This window comes from Streptomyces sp. NPDC096324, assembly GCF_044763015.1.
In the GTDB taxonomy this organism is placed as follows: domain Bacteria; phylum Actinomycetota; class Actinomycetes; order Streptomycetales; family Streptomycetaceae; genus Streptomyces.
In genome coordinates this window covers 677179-691741 of record NZ_JBIWFK010000002.1, presented here as the reverse complement: position 1 = coordinate 691741, position 14563 = coordinate 677179, and the positions used below count along the sequence as shown (strand labels likewise).

The following is a 14563-nucleotide window of genomic DNA, read 5'->3' as shown; positions in this document are numbered from 1 at the left end:
GGCACGGCGTACGGGGCACGGCGGACCGGGTTTTCCTACTGGCCCACGCGTCCCGGCTGGAGCACCTGCGTGAACAGCACGGTCCCGTCCTGTTCGCGCAGGCGTACCCTCAGCTCGCCGCTGTCGCCGTCGATGTCGACCTCGCCGAAGAACTGGTAGCCGCCCGCGGGCGAGACGTTCGAGGCGACGGGAGCCTTCACGAACACCCGCTCCGGACCGAACGTGTTGTCCAGCGCGCTCGCCGGGAAGGCCCCGGCGTTCAGGGGGCCGGAGACGAACTCCCAGAACGGTTCGAAGTCGGTGAACGCGGCCCGCGACGGCTGGTAGTGCTGTGCCGAGGTGTGGTGCACGTCGGCGGTGAGCCACACGGTGCCCGTGATCCGCCGGTGCTTGATGAACCGCAGCAGTTCGGCCAGTTGGAGTTCGCGTCCGAGCGGCGCGCCCGGGTCGCCCTGCGCCACGGCCTCGATGTTCGGCTGTCCCTCGGTCGTGTCCGGCACGACGAGGCCGAGCGGCATGTCCGCGGCGATCACCTTCCACACGGCCCGCGAACGCGACAGCTCGCGCTTCAGCCACTCCAGCTGTGCGGCACCGAGGATGCCCTGCGGATCCGTGGTCTGGTTGTCGGGGGAGTTGGCGTCGCGGTAGGTGCGCATGTCGAGGACGAACACGTCCAGGAGCGGGCCGTGACGCATGACCCGGTGCACGCGTCCGTCCCTGTCGTCCGGCCGCAGGGTCGACACGGGGAAGTACTCGCCGAACGCGCGCCGGGCCCGCGCCGCCAGGACGTCGACGCTCTTCTCCGTGTACCGCGTGTCCGTGGTGGCCACCACCTCACCGGGGTACCAGTTGTTCCGCACCTCGTGGTCGTCCCACTGGATGACGGAAGGCACCTGGGCGTTGAACCGCTTGAGGTTCTCGTCGAGCAGGTTGTAGCGGAAATTGCCGCGGAACTCCGCCAGCGACTCGGCGACCTTGGACTTCTCCTCGGTCGTGATGTTCCGCCAGGTGCCGCCGTCGGGGAGCGCGGCCGTCGCGGCGACCGGGCCGTCGGCGTAGATGTTGTCGCCGCTGCACAGGAAGAAGTCGGGATCGAGCCGGGCCATCGCGTCGAAGATGCGGTAGCCGCCGATGTCCGGGTTGATGCCCCAGCCCTGCCCCGCAAGATCGCCCGACCAGAGGAAGCGCACACCGCCGCGCCGCCCGCGCGGAGCCGTACGGAACGTTCCGCTCACCGGCTCGCCGGTGCGCCGCGGGTCGTCCGGGTCGGCGAGCAGGACGCGGTAGTGGATCTGTTCGCCGGACGGCAGCCCGTGCAGCCGGGTGGTCCCCGTGAAGTCCGTGTCCGCGCCGAGCAGCGGACCGTGCCATCTGCGGGAGTTTCGGAACGACGCGGTCGCCGAGGTCTCGACGATCATCCGCGCGGGCCGGTCGGAGCGCACCCACACCAGGCCGGAGTCGGTGGTCACGTCGCCGGCCTGGACGCCCCAGCCCGCCCTCGGCCGGCCGGACAGGGCGAACGCCGGCGCCGAGCCGAGTGTGGTGGGCAGGGCCAGTGCCGCCGACGCGGCCAGCGAGCCGCGCAGCACGCTGCGGCGGCCGGGGAACGAACGGAACGGGCGGTGCGACATGGATACGCCTCCGGGGACGGATTCGGCCAGTGTGCAGAGCCACACCTACTGGTACGCCGCAGCGCCCACGCAAACCACGGGTGAACAACCGGCCATGAGACACGGGGAATCGTGATGGCGCGTGCGGTGCCGTCCACGGAGCCGTCCGCGGAAGTGTCTGCGGAGCCGAACCGGCCGGGCCGTTCGCGTCACCGCGTTGGCCAGGAGCCACCCGTACCCGCCCCCCCGGCCGGGGACGCCTCAGGGCGTCGTCGACCCGTCAGGTGCGCCCCGGCCGCGTACGGCCTCCGCCATCAGCCGCACGCCGTCCCGTATCCGCGCGGGCGGCAGATGGGCGTACCCCAGCACGAGCCGTACGCCGTCCACGGCCGTCGCTCCGTAGTGGGCCGTCGGCCGGACAACGACCCCGGCCGCGGCGGTCCGTTCCAGGAACAGGTCCGGTGGCCCGAAGCGGCCGGGCAGTGCGGCCACGACGTGCAGACCGGCCGCGATTCCGGAGACCTCCGTACCGGGGAAATGGTCCTCCAGGGCCGCGACCAGGACGTCACGCCGCTCCCGGTACGCGCGCTGGCAGCGGCGCAGATGCCGGTCGTAGTCGCCGCGCTCGACGAAACGGGCCAGCAGCGCCTGGTCGAGGACCGGATTGCCGAGGTCCATGGTGCGCTTGCGCTCGACGACCTCCTCGAAGTGGGACGCCGGGACGAGGAGCCAGCCGAGCCGAAGCCCCGGAGCGAGCGATTTGCTGACCGAGCCCGTGTACGCGACATGCTCGGGGTCCAGCCCCTGGAGGGCACCCACCGGGGCACGGTCGTAGCGGAAATCACCGTCGTAGTCGTCCTCGATCACCAGCCCGTCCACGGACCGCGCCCAGTCGAGGAGTTCGGCGCGACGCCGTGCCGAGTACGCGATCCCCGTCGGGAACTGGTGAGCGGGCGTGGTCACCAGGGCCCGTAGACCGGAGGCTTCGAGCGGAGCGACCGCGAGACCGTCGTCGTCGAGCGGCAGCGGTACGGTGCCGACGCCGGCCGAGGCGAACAGCGAGCCGAGTTCCGGACTGCCGGGACGCTCGACGCCCACGCGGGGTGTCCCGCGCGCGTGGAGGGCGAATCCGAGCAGTGTCATCGCCTGGGCGACGCCGGAGACCACGATGACGCGTTCCGGGTCCGCGACCACACCCCGGCGACGTACGAGGAGTCCGGCCAGGGCCGTCCGGAGTCGCGGCAGACCACGCGGGTCCGGGTAACCGAGTGCCTGGTGGGGCAGTTCGGCCAGGACTCCCCGGTGCGCGGCGGCCCAGGCGGAGCGCGGGAACAGAGACAGGTCGGGGCTTCCCGCGACGAAGTCGGCCCGTACTCCGGCCGCCCGCGGGGCGCGGTCACGCGCGCGGGGGCCGACGGCCCGCACCGCGCCGCCGACCCAGGTGCCGGACCCGCGGTCACTGCGCAGATACCCTTCCGCGGTCAACTGCTCGTACGCCTCCGTGACGAGCCCCCGCGACACGCCGAGATCCCCGGCCAGCTCGCGGGCGGACGGCAGCCGGGTGCCGGGAGCGAGCCGCCCGGAGCGGACCGCCTCGCGCAGCGCGGCCTGAAGGGTGCGTCCACGCGCGCGTGCCGGAGCCGACGCGGCCGGCAGGAGCAGTTCCCAGGCGGCGGTCCACGAGGGCGCCGATCCGGTCGGACCTGCCGGATGCGCCGGAGCCGCGGGCGGTGCTGTCGGAGCGGGACGCGACGCTTCTCCGCGATTGGTCCCCGATGACGTCATGGAAGTGGACCTTAATCCGGGCCACGCCCGTTCATAGCGTCACCGTCATGAACGCCACCACCACCCGGGGCGCGCTGCTCGCCGCCCTCGCCTGTGTCCTCGTCGGAGGTTCCTTCACCGCCAACAGCGTGCTGGGCCACTATCCGTACGCGGGCGGCCAGTTCCTGCGCTACGGCCTCGCCTGTGTCCTTCTGCTGCCCCTCGTCGGCCGGGGCGGCGCCGCCCCGCTGCGGCGGCTCACGGCCCGCCAGTGGGGGAGACTCGCGCTGATCGCGGCCGTCGGCATGGTCGGTTTCAACCTCGCGGTGCTCGCCGCCGAGCGCACGGCCGAACCGGCGGTCCCCGGCGTCTTCGTGGGCTGCGCCCCCGTCGTCGTCGCGGTGCTCGTACCGCTTCAGGAGGGCCGCCGTCCACGACGCCGCGTCCTGTACGGGGCGTCGCTCGTCGCTCTCGGCGCCTTCGCCGTTCAGGGATGGGGCCGCACGGACGCGGCCGGCATCGCCTGCTCCCTGGGCGCACTGGCCGGGGAAGCCGGCTTCGCCGTACTCGCCGTACCGGTACTGCGTCCGCTCGGCCCGCGGCTCCTGTCGGCCACGGTGTGCGCCGTCGCCGCCGCCGAGTCCGCGCTGGTCGGCGTGATCACCGGCCGTGGAGCGTGGCTGCGGATGCCCGACGTCACCGAGGCGACCGCGCTGCTGTGGCAGGCGGCGGTCGTCACGGTCGTCGGTTTCGTCTGCTGGTACATGGGCGTACAGCGCATCGGCGCGGAGCGCGCCACGCTCTTCTCGGGCCTCATCCCGGTCTCCGCCGCCTGTACGGCGCCGCTCGTGGGCACCGGCGCCTACGGGATCGCGCAGGCCGTGGGCAGCGCCCTCGTGGGGGCCGGAGTCGCCCTCGGGTCAGGCGCGTTGAGCGTCGTCCTCGGGCGCGGTCACCGGGCCGCCGAAAGGGGCCGCAAGAAGACCGTGCCCCGGGACGGCGTGAACTCCGCTGCCCTGGAGGACAGTTCGACCGCTGCCGCCCAAGTCCCCTCGGGCGCCGTCATCCGGGACGGCTCAGCGGCTTCCGTCGAGGATGACGCGGGCGACGAGCGCCGGGTCGTCGTTCATCGGGACGTGGCCGCAGCCGGGCAGCCGCACCAGCCGCGCCCGCGGAATGATCTGCTTGGCCCGGACGCCCTGGCGGCGGATCAGCAGTCGGTCGCGGGTTCCCCAGGCCACGGTGACGGGGAGCGTCGGGATGTCGTCCGTGAACTGGACGTTCGTACCCGCCCGGAGCGTGTCGGCGAATCCCTCCGCGTGGGCCAGCGCGAGGGTCTCGGCGACGACCGCGTCGGGTGAACGGCGGGCGGGCCGGGCGTAGATGGTGCTGGTCAGCACGGTCCGCCCGGCCGCGGAGCGGGAGAGCCGCTCGATGACCGGGAGGGGCATGCGGCGGGCCGTCTGGCGCATGGCGATCAGCAGGCCGAAGGCGTACCGCCGCTCCACCGGCGACCAGAAGCCGGCGGGTGAGAGCGCGGTGACGGACCGTACGAGCTTCTCGCGGCCAAGTTCCAGGGCCAGCAGCCCGCCGAGCGAGTTGCCGGCGACATGCGGCCGCCCGATCTCCAGCGCCTCGCACAGCGCGCCGAGCAGGGGCACCACCGTCGACAGGTCGTGGGTGAGTCCGTCGGGCAGCGCCGGGGACGCGCCGAAGCCCGGGAGGTCGACGGCGATGACGTCGCGTTCGGCGGCGAGGATGGGGATGACCGGGTCCCAGGCCTGGCGGTGGTGGCCGATGCCGTGGAGCAGGAGCAGCGGTTCGCCGGTGCCCTCGCGCGCGTAGGACACGGTGACCGCCTTCGGGCCGCGCGGTGAGGGGAGGGTGACGGTGACCGTGTCGGACATGGGGCTGCTCCTCGTCTGAAGCCGTGACGAACCATCTCGTAGACAGCTTGTCAGCAACTGCTACCGACGGGTAGCCCCGAGCCGTCACGAAACCCGCGCCGGCATCCGAGCCCCGTCACCTGATGCCGGGCACCCCCCAGACGGGGACCGTGGAGCCGGGCCGGGCGCGGGCACCCGGCGCCGACCGGATGCCCGCGCCCCATGTCCGCCGCGTCCGGGGTTCCCCTGTTCCGCGGCCCCGTGGCCGGGCGCTAGCGCGCCCCGCGCACCTCGATGTTGAAGTCCGCGTGCCCGATGCCCTGCATGAGCTTGACCCACAGCGGCACGTACATCTCCACGGTCCGCGCGGTCCGGATGCCCCCGAGGTCGAACACGCGCTCCGCGGGCCAGCCGAACTCTCCGAGCAGCGCCGTCACTTGCTCCTTGGCGTCCTCGTCGTCACCGGAGACGAAGATCTGGTGCTCGCCCGGCACCCTGGAAGGGTCCACCATCACCTGGCAGTTGACGGTGTTGAGGCTCTTCACCACACGGGTCCCCGGGAACTCCCGCTGGATCTGCTCGCCCACGCTGTCCGACTCCACCGGAGACAGCCGCAGCTCGCCGTCCTCGAACGCCAGGGGATTGGAGACGTCCAACACCACCTTGCCGTCCAGGTGTTCCGCCCCGGCCGACCGCAGCACGGTGAGCGCGACCCGCCCGCCGACCGCGTTCAGGACCACCTCGCCGAACGCCGCCGCGTCCGCGAAGGTGCCGTGATGGGCCGTGGGACCCGCGCTCTCGGCCCACTCGACGGCCGCCGTGTTGTCCTTCGTACGCGAACCCAGGCAGACCTCGTGGCCCAGTTCGACCAGCTTGCCGGCGAGGGCGCGCCCCACGTCGCCCGTGCCCAGTACCCCGTATCGCATCGTCGTTCCTCCCGTTGTCGGGACCGTCGGCCACCGGCGGTCCGCGGCCATTGTGCTCCGGGGCGGCTGTTTCGCCCGGCTGTTTCGCCTGGACACCCGGGAATGTGTCGGGTGGGATGGTGCGGTGGCAATCGACACGGCGACCGATGTCTTCGAGGAACACCGCCCCGTACTGATGGGCGTGGCGTACCGCATGCTCGCGCGAGTGGCCGACGCGGAGGACGTCGTGCAGGACGCGTGGCTGCGCTGGTCCGCCGAGGACCGGTCGGACGTGCGTGAGCCGCGCGGTTACCTGGTCCGTGTCACGACCCGGCTCGCCATCGACCGGCTGCGCCAGGTCCAGTCGCGTCGAGAGGCCTACGTCGGACCGTGGCTCCCGGAGCCGTACATCACCGACTTCGGCGACACCGCGCCCGACAGCGCCGAGCGAGCCGTCCTCGCGGACTCCGTCTCGCTCGCCGTCCTCGTGGTCCTGGAGTCCCTGTCACCGCTGGAACGCGCGGTGTTCGTCCTGCGCGAGGCGTTCGGCTATCCGTACGCCGACATCGCCGCCGTTCTCGACCGGGGCGAGCCGGCGGTGCGTCAACTCGCCGGGCGGGCCCGCAAGCACGTGGAGGAACGGCGGCCGCGCTACGAGGTGGACCCGGCCGAACGCCGGGACCTCACCGAGCGGTTCCTCGCCGCGGCGGCCGAGGGCGACCTGGAGGGGCTCATGTCCCTGCTGGCACCGGAGGCGCGGCTCATCGGCGACAGCGGCGGCCTCGCCCAGGCACCGCTGCGCGTCCTCGACAGCGCCGAGAAGGTCGGCCGGTTCGTCGTCGGCGTCACCAAGAAGGGCGCGTCCGGCCTGTCGTTGCGCTTCCTCGAGGTCAACGGCGGTCTCGCGGTGCTCGCGCTGTCGGGGGGCAAGCCCGACAGCATCATCCAACTGGACGTCGCGGACGGGCGTGTCCAGTGCGTCTACATCGTGCGCAACCCGGAGAAGCTGGTGTCGATCCCCGCCGCGTGAACCGAACGACAGCTCCTGGCCACCGGCGAACGCCCCTCCGAGGCATCACAGGACATCACAGGACAGCGGAAGCCCCCGTCTTTGTACGGGGGCTTTCGGCGTTGTGTCACGAACGTCGCCCGGCGAGAACACCCCGTGAACGCTCCGCGGCGGGGCGCCTGTGCGGTCCGTAAGGGTTCGAGGATTGGTCTTGACCAAGGGTGGGGGCGGCCCTATCGTCGCGGATAGTGCAGGAACCTTTAATAAACAAGGGCGCTAAAACGCCGCCGGGCCACGGCGATTGCGGAGGACAGGGTGGGGACCACGCAGTTGGAATCGGTGCCGGAGCCGAAGTACTGGCACCTCAGGACCGTGCTCAGCGAAGCACTGGACTCCGAGTTCACGGTGGGCGAGATCCTGCCCAACGAACGTGATCTGGCGGCCCGGTTCGGTGTCGCCCGGGCGACCCTTCGCCAGGCACTCGAACAGCTCGAACTCGAAGGCCGGCTGCAACGCCGTCGCGGGGTGGGCACCACCGTCGCGCCCCCGCGTGTGGGTGTGGCCGTCGGAACCGAGCAGCATGTGTGGCCGGGGGCGACCGGTGACGCCTGGCACGCCGCGGACTGCGCGATGGCGGCGCCCCCCGCGCCGGTGGCCGGCTTCCTGGAGATCGCCGACGGCGAGCCGGTGCACATCGTGCGCCGCTCCCTGGCGACGCACGGCCAGCCCGTCGCCGCCGAGCTCCTGTACATTCCGGCGTCCTCCGTGCCGGACCTGTCGGCGATCGACACGCCCTCGGGCGCCGCACGCGCGCGTGCCGTGCTGCGCGAGCTCCAGCGCCTGGAGCTCGAAGGCCAGGACCGTGCCGTCGAGCTGGGCTCGGCCCGCGCGGACGACGCCAAGGAGCTCGACCGCCTTCCCGGGGCGCCCGTTCTCGTCGTCACGACCCGCTTCTTCGCCGAGGGGCGCACCGCGGCGGTCTCCGTGGCCACGTACCGCGCCGACACCTGCCGGCTCACGTTCGGTGATTCGGGCGGCGTGGAGATCCATCACGACCCGGAGCGCCGCGCCTCCTGAGCCGTCGTCCGGCCCGAACCGCGCGTCGCTCGTGCCTCAGCGGCGCGCGGTCACGGTTCCCTCGACCGCGAACAACTGCTCCTCCACGTGGTCGAGGGCCAGCCGCAGCGCACCCGTCGCGACCGCCGCTTCCCCCAGCATCGAGAGGGCCACCTTGGGCGGACGCAGACAGTAGCGCGCCAACTCCCTGCGCAGCGGCTCCAGTACGCCGTCCAGGCCGGCCGCCCAGCCACCGATGACGACCAGCTCGGGGTCCAGGGCGAGGACGAGGGCCGCCACGTCGTGCACCAGCCGCTGGATGAAGCGCTCGACCGCCGCACGCGCCCGCTGGTCGCCGTCCTTGGCCAGCGTGAACACCTTGGCGACGGCCTGCTCGTCGAGCGGGTGCAACGGCTCGTCCGTCGTCGACAGCAGGGTCTCGGGGGTGACGTCACGGCCCAGCAGATGCAGCGCGCCGATCTCACCGGCCGCGCCGCCGAACCCCCGGTGCAGCCGTCCGCCGATCAACGCGCCGGCGCCCGGGCTGAGTCCCGCCAGGACGAACACGACGTCGTCGGACTCGGTCGCCGCGCCCTTCCAGTGCTCGGCGACCGCCGCCGCGTTGGCGTCGTTCTCCACCAGCACCGGGCACTTGAAGGAACGGCTGAGCCGCTCGCCCAGCGGCAGACCCGTCCACTCCGGGAGCGCCGTGCCCAGGCGTACGGTGCCGTCCGCCTCCACGATCCCGGGGCTGCCCACACCCACCGCGCGCAGGGAGCTGCGGGCGACACCCGCCCTGCGCAGCAGTTCGGCGACCGCCACCCGCAGGCGCTCCAGCCGCTCGTCGGCGGACGCCCTCTCGTCCACGTCCTTGGCCATCGCGCCCAGCACACGCCCGTCCAGGTCCGCGAGCAGCGCCGCGACGCGGTGCGGGCCGATCTCCAGGCCCAGCAGATGCCCCGCCTCGGCCCGGAACCGGAACCTGCGCGCCGGACGCCCCTGGCGCCGCGTGGCACCCTCCTCGGCCGCCTTCTCGACGACGAGGCCGTTCTCGATGAGCCCCTCGACGACCCCTTCGACCGTCGGCCGCGACAGTCCGGTCACCCGGGTGATCTCGGTGAGGGTCGCGCAGTCCGTGGCACGCAAGGCGTGCAGGACCACCGCGGAATTGATCCGTCGCAGCAGAGAGGGATCCCCGCCGGTCAACTGCCCCAACGTCCGTCCTCCCAGCTTGTACGCGTGTTGGCCGGATCGTACTCGTCGTGGGGGACCCCGGCGAGGGCCGGGGACCCTTTCGGTCCGCGGGCCGCCGTCAGCCCGGCGCCACGAACCCCGATTCGTAGGCCGCGATGACCGCCTGAGTGCGGTCCCGGGCCCCCAGCTTCGCCAGTACGGAGCTGACGTGCGACTTGACCGTCTCCGTGCCGACGATCAGCCGCCCGGCGATCTCGGCGTTGGACATCCCCCGGGCCATCAGCCGCAACACGTCCGCCTCGCGCTCGGTCAGCGCGGCCCGCTCCATGGCCGCCCGCGCAGCCGGACTGGCCCCGCCCTCCCCGTAGTCGGCCGCCAACTGCCGTACGGAGGCGGGGAACAACAGGGACTCGCCCTCGGCCACCAGCCGCACCGCGTGCACGATCTCGGCCGGCCGCGCCCGCTTCAGCAGGAACCCGTCGGCTCCCGCGCGCAGCGCCTCGTAGACGTATTCGTCGTTCTCGAACGTCGTCACCACAAGGATCTTGGGCGGGTCCGCGACCGTCCGCAGCAGCGCGCGGGTGGCCTCGATGCCGTCCATCAGGGGCATCCGGACATCCATGGCGACCACGTCCGGCCGCAACCGCCGGACCAGCGGGATCACGGCGGCGCCGTCGGCGGCCTCACCGACGACCTCGATGTCGGGCTGCGCCTCCAGAACGGCGCGCAGTCCCGCGCGTACGAGGGGTTCGTCGTCGACGAGCAGAACGGTGACCGGCATCCGGCCAGCGTAGATCAGTGCAACGGCAACTCTGCATGCACCTGCCAGTCACCTTCGTGCGGGCCCGTCCGGGCGCTGCCGCCGAGCAGCGCGGCCCGCTCCCGTATGCCGCGCAGACCACTGCCCCGCCCGGCCACCACTCTGCCGTCCGGCAGCGGATTGCGGACCTCCAGGGAGAGCGCGCCGTCCCTGACATCGATACGCACCCGCACCGGGACGCTTCCCGCGTGCCGGAGCACGTTGGTGAGCGACTCCTGGAGGATGCGGTAGCCCTCCCTGGACACCGGACCGGCCACCGTCTCCAAGGGACCCGTCACCTCGGCGTCCACCTTGGCCCCCGAGGTGCGCGCCGACTCCAGCAGCCGGTCGGCGTCGGTCAGCGTGGGGCGGCCGCTCGCCGGGCGTTCCGACTCGCGCAGCACCCCGAGCACCCGCTCCAGGTCCTCCAGAGCGGCTCGTCCGGTCTCCTCGATGGCGGTCAGGGCACGGGCGGTGAACGCCGGGTCGCCGGCCGCGCGCGCGGCGCCCGCCTGCACCACCGCGACGGTGAGCGCGTGGCCGATGGAGTCGTGCAGCTCCCGGGCTATGCGATTGCGCTCCAGGAGTTGCTCGGTGCGCTCCTCCAGCGCGGCGAGCCGCTCGGTGGGGGAGGGACCGAGGAGCCGCCGAGCGAGCGCCGTGGTCAGCTCGCCCAGGCCGACCACCGCGCCGTACAGGGCGAGCAGGGGCAGGGGAATGAGCAGCGCGCAGCTCCAGTGCGGGTCCAGGAGCCGGATCACGGGGTCGCCGGACGGCCAGTGGCCGAGGGCCGCTCGCGTGAGGTCGACGGCGAACATGGGCAGCCACACGGTGACCACGGAGGTCGCCACGCTCAGCAGCAGGCGCGCCTCCAGCCAGAGCACGGTCCGCCACCGGTCCTTCAGGCCGGCCGAGGGAGCGACCGAGAACGCCGTGTCCTCGCCGCCCCGCTCGCCCGGCGCGAGCATGTACCGGGCCTGCACCCCCTCGCCCCGCCGGACGGCCGGGAACAGCCCCAGCGGAATGAGCATCAGCGCGGGTACCCACGGCCTCGTCATGTCGATGAACAGCCACACGCTGACGAACAGCATCGGCACCCACAGGTGCAGCAAACGCGTGTACGTCGTCCCCCACAGCAGCGGGCGCAGAAATCGGGCCATTGCGCCATCCTGCCAGCGGGCACTGACAACGGACCTCCCCCGGGCGGGGGAGACGATCTCCACCCACGGGGGAGGCGAACGGCGGCCGACGGCGGCCAGGCTGGGCCCATGACCAGCATCGACGTCCAAGACCTGACCAAGGAGTACGGCGGCAAGCGCGCCGTGGACCAACTGACCTTCAGCGTTCTCCCGGGCCGTGTCACCGGATTCCTCGGCCCCAACGGTGCCGGAAAGTCCACCACCATGCGGCTCGTGCTGGGCCTGGACCGGCCCACCTCCGGCACCGCGACCATCGGCGGCCGCACGTACGCGACGCTCGACGAACCGCTCCGGAAGGTGGGCGCCCTCCTCGACGCGGGAGCGGCCCACGGATCGCGGACCGCCCGGAACCACCTGCGGGCGCTCGCCGCCACCAACCGGATCCCCGAACGCCGGGTCGACGAGGTGCTGGAGGAGACGGGGCTCGCCGAAGTGGCCCGGCGCCGGGTGAAGACGTACTCCCTGGGCATGCGTCAGCGTCTGGGCATCGCGGCCGCCCTCCTCGGCGACCCGCCCGTGGTGCTCCTGGACGAACCGTCGAACGGGCTGGACCCCGAAGGGATCATCTGGATCCGGGAGTTGCTGCGCCGGCTGGCCCGGGAGGGGCGCACCGTCCTCGTCTCCAGCCACCTCATGAACGAGACCGCCTCCTTCGCCGATCAACTCGTCGTCCTCGGCCGCGGCAGACTGCTGGCCGACATGCCGATGCGTGAGTTCATCGACGCGCGCGTGCAGCCCCGCGTCCGGGTGCGCAGTACGGACAGCCGCGCGCTGGGGGGCCTGCTCGCGGAACACGGCATCAAGGCCGTCGAGGACGAGGAGGGCCGCTGGACCGCGCACGACGCACGGCTGGAGGACATCGGGCGCCTCACCTCGGCCGCGGGCCTCTCCATCCTCGAACTCGCCGCGGAGGAAGCCACGTTGGAGCAGGCCTATCTGGACCTGACCGCCACCGAGACCGAGTTCGCCGCCGCCCCGCCCCAGACTCAGGAGGCCTGACCATGTCCTTCGCACCCGCACTCCGCGCGGAATGGATCAAGATCCGGACCCTGCGCCCGCTCCTGTGGGGCCTGCTGGCCACCATCCTGGCCACGGTCGTGTTCTCCGCGCTCGCCGGCCTCGACGACTCCGACGGCCCGGATTTCGACCCGCTGTTCTCGACGTTCTTCGGTGTCACTTTCGGCCAGATCGCGGCCATCACCTTCGGAGCCCAGGCGGTCTCGGCCGAGTATCAGAGCGGCGCGCTCCGTGTGTCGCTGGCCGCGGTTCCGGACCGGGGGCGCTGGTTCCTGGCGAAGACGGTGGCGATCGGCGTACCGGCGCTGGGGATCGGCCTGGTCACCGGCCTGCTCAGTCTCGTGGTCGGGACGTCGGTGCTCGGGTCCCGGGCGGACGCCCTGACCTGGACGGCGGAACTCCGGGGCGTGGTGGGCTGCGCGGTCTACCTGTCCTTGATGGCCCTGTTCGCGGCGGGACTGGCGGCCGTCCTGCGCAGCGGAGTCGCCACCCTGAGCACCCTGATCCCGTTCCTCCTGATCGTGTCCTTCGTCGTCGGGTCGGCGTCGGGCGGCGTGGCGGACTTCCTGCCGGACAAGGCCGGTCAGACGGTTCTGCACGCCTCGTGGGACGGCGCGCTCGGACCCTGGAGCGGGCTCGCGGTGACGGCGTTGTGGACGGCGGCGGCTCTGGGAGCGGGCGCCTGGTGCGTCCGGCGCAGGGACGCCTGACCACGGTGGCCACCTGACGCCTCACCAATTGTCAGTGGTGGCGGCTTTACTGGACGTCATGACCATCGCGCGGCAACTCGCCACGATCGACCGGCTGTGCGCCGAGGACTTTCCCACGGGGCACGGCGGGCCGGTCGCCGGGTCGTACGGCGGTCCCGGGGGACCCGGATTCCATGTCGTCGAGTTGGAGCGGAGCGGAGATTCCGCAGGGGGCCGGCACGGCGAACGGGAGGAGGCCGAGCAGTACGAGGCACTGCGCGAAGCGCTCGCGCAGCGGCTCGCCGACCGGTGGGGGGAGCCGCAGTGGACAAGCCTCGACGGCGTGTTCCTGCGCGCCCAGCAGGGCGACGAGCACATACCGGAGCCCTGGGCCTCCCTGGGCGCGCACATGAGGAACGCGCAGATGTGGCGAGCGGAGGAGACGGGGCGGTGGGTCGTCCTCGGCGTGTCCCGACTCGGGGAGGGCCAGGAGTTCAGACTGCTCGCGGTGATCACGGACATCGACCCGCCGTGACACGGGGAGCGCGCTGACGCGACGGCCGTGTCCCGCGGATACCGAGGCATGCCCGGCCGGCGGGCTGATCAGCGGTCGAGGCGATCGCGCACGTCGGCGACCAGCCGGTCGGCGTCGTCGAGCGCGGCGGCCAGCGTCTCGGGGGTGGTGCCGAGTGCGGAGAACAGCCCGTGAGCCCGCCCGGCGAAGTCCGCCGGGGCGACGGCGAGTTCTCCCGCGGCCCGAATCGCCCCCTTCTCGTTGAGCACCCAGCGTCGGGCATGGGCATGGAGGGCCTGCGCGAGAAGGCCGACCGCGCGGAAGAGACAGCCGGCGACGTAGAAGACATCACCGCGAGTGGCCCCCTTGCGGGCGGTGGCCAGGATGAACGGCGCCTCCCATCGCGCGTTGTCCATGAGCGCTTCGCGCAGCGGCTCGGGGTAGGTGCCTGTCAGCTCCCGCAGCTTCCGGAGCTCACCGCCGGGGTCGGCGAGGACCTGCCCGACGGCCACCTCACCGGCATAGGAGTGGGAGTACACGCCCAGGGGATGGCCGGGCTGGACCCCGATCTCGAACCGACCGGCCAGGCAGTCCCGCCAGACGCGGTGCACCCGGTCCAGGTCGCGGTAGATCCAGTCGACGCGGTGGCTGTCGACGGTCAGCCATCCGCCACCGTCCACCCACGGCCCCCAGCCGCCCGGCTCGGTCACCTCCACCGGGCCACCGGTCAGCCGGGCCGCGAGCAGGCGCAGCGCCGCGGTGTCCAGCGGGGGCCGGTAGTACAGGCCCAGATCGAAGTCGGAGTCAGGACGGTGCGTACCACTGGCCCGGCTGCCTCCCAGACACACACCGACGATGCCGTCGACCTCGGCCAGCCGGTTCGCGATCTCCGTCAGACGCTCCATGTCCGGGATTCTGCCG

13 protein-coding genes and 1 pseudogene are annotated in these 14563 nt (G+C 72.6%); 6 read left to right on the top strand and 8 right to left on the bottom strand.

The window, feature by feature from the left end; all coding sequences use genetic code 11:
- Window positions 1–35 precede the first annotated feature (35 nt).
- Together ACIQ7M_RS06520 and ACIQ7M_RS06515 are read right to left on the bottom strand one after the other, a co-directional pair.
- Complete coding sequence (locus ACIQ7M_RS06520; RefSeq protein WP_403640391.1) at window positions 36–1631, bottom strand: alkaline phosphatase D family protein; 1596 nt, start codon at window positions 1629–1631, stop codon at window positions 36–38.
- A 240-nt stretch (window positions 1632–1871) separates the two neighbouring features.
- Entirely contained in the window at window positions 1872–3395 is a 1524-nt protein-coding gene (locus ACIQ7M_RS06515; protein WP_403640388.1) for a PLP-dependent aminotransferase family protein, read from the bottom strand.
- On the opposite strand from ACIQ7M_RS06515, the pseudogene ACIQ7M_RS06510 reads away from it, so the two are divergent.
- Window positions 3386–4279: pseudogene (locus tag ACIQ7M_RS06510) on the top strand (DMT family transporter); the annotation flags it as partial. The gene ACIQ7M_RS06515 and the pseudogene ACIQ7M_RS06510 sit on opposite strands and share 10 nt — an antisense overlap.
- Before the next feature lie 171 nt (window positions 4280–4450).
- On the opposite strand, the gene ACIQ7M_RS06505 reads toward ACIQ7M_RS06510, so the two are convergent.
- Together ACIQ7M_RS06505 and ACIQ7M_RS06500 are read right to left on the bottom strand one after the other, a co-directional pair.
- The gene (locus tag ACIQ7M_RS06505; RefSeq protein WP_403640385.1) at window positions 4451–5281 is read right to left on the bottom strand and encodes an alpha/beta fold hydrolase; all 831 of its coding nucleotides are present in this window, start codon (window positions 5279–5281) and stop codon (window positions 4451–4453) included.
- A gap of 251 nt (window positions 5282–5532) precedes the next feature.
- Window positions 5533–6186 (bottom strand): NAD(P)-binding domain-containing protein, encoded by a 654-nt coding sequence (locus ACIQ7M_RS06500; protein WP_355769207.1) that lies wholly within the window; start codon window positions 6184–6186, stop codon window positions 5533–5535.
- 124 nt (window positions 6187–6310) lie between these two features.
- Here ACIQ7M_RS06500 and sigJ point away from each other — a divergent pair, with 124 nt between their 5' ends.
- Together sigJ and ACIQ7M_RS06490 are read left to right on the top strand one after the other, a co-directional pair.
- On the top strand, window positions 6311–7195 hold the full coding sequence (sigJ, locus tag ACIQ7M_RS06495) for an RNA polymerase sigma factor SigJ (protein ID WP_403640381.1): 885 nt from the start codon (window positions 6311–6313) through the stop codon (window positions 7193–7195).
- Between the two features lie 294 nt (window positions 7196–7489).
- On the top strand, window positions 7490–8251 hold the full coding sequence (locus tag ACIQ7M_RS06490; RefSeq protein ID WP_403640378.1) for a GntR family transcriptional regulator: 762 nt from the start codon (window positions 7490–7492) through the stop codon (window positions 8249–8251).
- A gap of 36 nt (window positions 8252–8287) precedes the next feature.
- On the opposite strand, the gene ACIQ7M_RS06485 is transcribed toward ACIQ7M_RS06490, so the two are convergent.
- The 3 genes from ACIQ7M_RS06485 to ACIQ7M_RS06475 form a co-directional block, all read right to left on the bottom strand.
- Window positions 8288–9445: an ROK family transcriptional regulator gene (locus ACIQ7M_RS06485; RefSeq protein ID WP_403640375.1), complete on the bottom strand. Its 1158-nt coding sequence runs from the start codon at window positions 9443–9445 to the stop codon at window positions 8288–8290.
- Window positions 9446–9542: 97 nt separating this feature from the next.
- Window positions 9543–10205 (bottom strand): response regulator transcription factor, encoded by a 663-nt coding sequence (locus ACIQ7M_RS06480; RefSeq protein WP_355769195.1) that lies wholly within the window; start codon window positions 10203–10205, stop codon window positions 9543–9545.
- Window positions 10206–10219: 14 nt separating this feature from the next.
- Window positions 10220–11383 carry a sensor histidine kinase gene (locus tag ACIQ7M_RS06475; RefSeq protein WP_403640372.1) on the bottom strand — a complete coding sequence of 388 codons (1164 nt, stop codon included), beginning with the start codon at window positions 11381–11383 and terminating at the stop codon, window positions 10220–10222.
- Between the two features lie 108 nt (window positions 11384–11491).
- On the opposite strand from ACIQ7M_RS06475, the gene ACIQ7M_RS06470 reads away from it, so the two are divergent.
- The 3 genes from ACIQ7M_RS06470 to ACIQ7M_RS06460 are packed head-to-tail and all read left to right on the top strand — an operon-like array spanning window position 11492 to window position 13663.
- Window positions 11492–12421, top strand: a complete 930-nt coding sequence (locus ACIQ7M_RS06470; protein WP_403640369.1) for an ABC transporter ATP-binding protein — start codon at window positions 11492–11494, stop codon at window positions 12419–12421.
- Between the two features lie 2 nt (window positions 12422–12423).
- A complete protein-coding gene (locus ACIQ7M_RS06465; RefSeq protein ID WP_403640366.1) occupies window positions 12424–13149 on the top strand; it encodes an ABC transporter permease subunit in 726 nt (241 codons plus the stop codon).
- A 58-nt stretch (window positions 13150–13207) separates the two neighbouring features.
- On the top strand, window positions 13208–13663 hold the full coding sequence (locus tag ACIQ7M_RS06460; protein ID WP_355769184.1) for a hypothetical protein: 456 nt from the start codon (window positions 13208–13210) through the stop codon (window positions 13661–13663).
- Window positions 13664–13731: 68 nt separating this feature from the next.
- On the opposite strand, the gene ACIQ7M_RS06455 is transcribed toward ACIQ7M_RS06460, so the two are convergent.
- A complete protein-coding gene (locus tag ACIQ7M_RS06455; RefSeq protein ID WP_403640362.1) occupies window positions 13732–14547 on the bottom strand; it encodes a nucleotidyltransferase domain-containing protein in 816 nt (271 codons plus the stop codon).
- Window positions 14548–14563: the final 16 nt, after the last annotated feature.

Coding starts and splice junctions, on each gene's coding strand:
- ACIQ7M_RS06505 (WP_403640385.1), bottom strand. CDS start 5,281: ATGTCCGACACGGTCACCGTCACCCTCCCCTCACCGCGCGGCCCGAAG.
- ACIQ7M_RS06500 (WP_355769207.1), bottom strand. CDS start 6,186: ATGCGATACGGGGTACTGGGCACGGGCGACGTGGGGCGCGCCCTCGCC.
- ACIQ7M_RS06455 (WP_403640362.1), bottom strand. CDS start 14,547: ATGGAGCGTCTGACGGAGATCGCGAACCGGCTGGCCGAGGTCGACGGC.
- ACIQ7M_RS06475 (WP_403640372.1), bottom strand. CDS start 11,383: ATGGCCCGATTTCTGCGCCCGCTGCTGTGGGGGACGACGTACACGCGT.
- ACIQ7M_RS06515 (WP_403640388.1), bottom strand. CDS start 3,395: ATGACGTCATCGGGGACCAATCGCGGAGAAGCGTCGCGTCCCGCTCCG.
- ACIQ7M_RS06460 (WP_355769184.1), top strand. CDS start 13,208: ATGACCATCGCGCGGCAACTCGCCACGATCGACCGGCTGTGCGCCGAG.
- ACIQ7M_RS06480 (WP_355769195.1), bottom strand. CDS start 10,205: ATGCCGGTCACCGTTCTGCTCGTCGACGACGAACCCCTCGTACGCGCG.
- ACIQ7M_RS06470 (WP_403640369.1), top strand. CDS start 11,492: ATGACCAGCATCGACGTCCAAGACCTGACCAAGGAGTACGGCGGCAAG.
- ACIQ7M_RS06520 (WP_403640391.1), bottom strand. CDS start 1,631: ATGTCGCACCGCCCGTTCCGTTCGTTCCCCGGCCGCCGCAGCGTGCTG.
- ACIQ7M_RS06465 (WP_403640366.1), top strand. CDS start 12,424: ATGTCCTTCGCACCCGCACTCCGCGCGGAATGGATCAAGATCCGGACC.